Origin of the sequence: uncultured Dokdonia sp., from assembly GCF_947492535.1 — a bacterium.
Taxonomy (GTDB): Bacteria; Bacteroidota; Bacteroidia; order Flavobacteriales; family Flavobacteriaceae; genus Dokdonia.
The window spans coordinates 1-444 of sequence record NZ_CANLNH010000049.1 but is presented as its reverse complement, the minus strand read 5'-3'; the positions used below and the strand labels follow the sequence as shown (position 1 = coordinate 444).

The 444-nt window shown below is 32.9% G+C and carries 1 protein-coding gene; it reads left to right on the top strand.

Features of this window, described 5'->3' with window-relative positions:
* Nucleotides 1–37: 37 nt before the first annotated feature.
* A partial coding sequence (locus Q1A60_RS21495) for a transposase (protein ID WP_299770672.1) occupies nt 38–444 on the top strand: 407 nt, incomplete at its 3' end.

The window sequence follows — 444 nt, the reverse complement described above, 5'->3', positions numbered from 1 at the left end:
GTTTTGTTAAAAATACGTATAATTAGTAACTTGTTGTATGCAAGGCTTTAAGATTTATCAGGAGAAATTATTCAATAACTTTCAGTTAAGTGATCGTGTTCCTATCACCAATTTTTATAGACGATTAAAAGAGGTGTTAGATTTAGACTTTCTGTATACTGATACGGAGCATTATTATGGTTGTAGTGGTCAAAAGAGTATTGATCCTGTGGTGTTTTTTAAGTTTTGTTTGGTGGGTTATTTAGAGAATATCATCAGTGATCGTAAGTTGATTGCTCACTGTAATATGCGTTTGGATATTTTATATTTTTTAGGATATGATATTGATGAGGATTTACCTTGGCATAGTACGATCAGTCGCACGCGACAGTTATTTCCAGAAGTGGTATTTGAATCTGTTTTCACGCATGTTTTTCAGATGTGTATTTCTAAAGGCATGGTCAG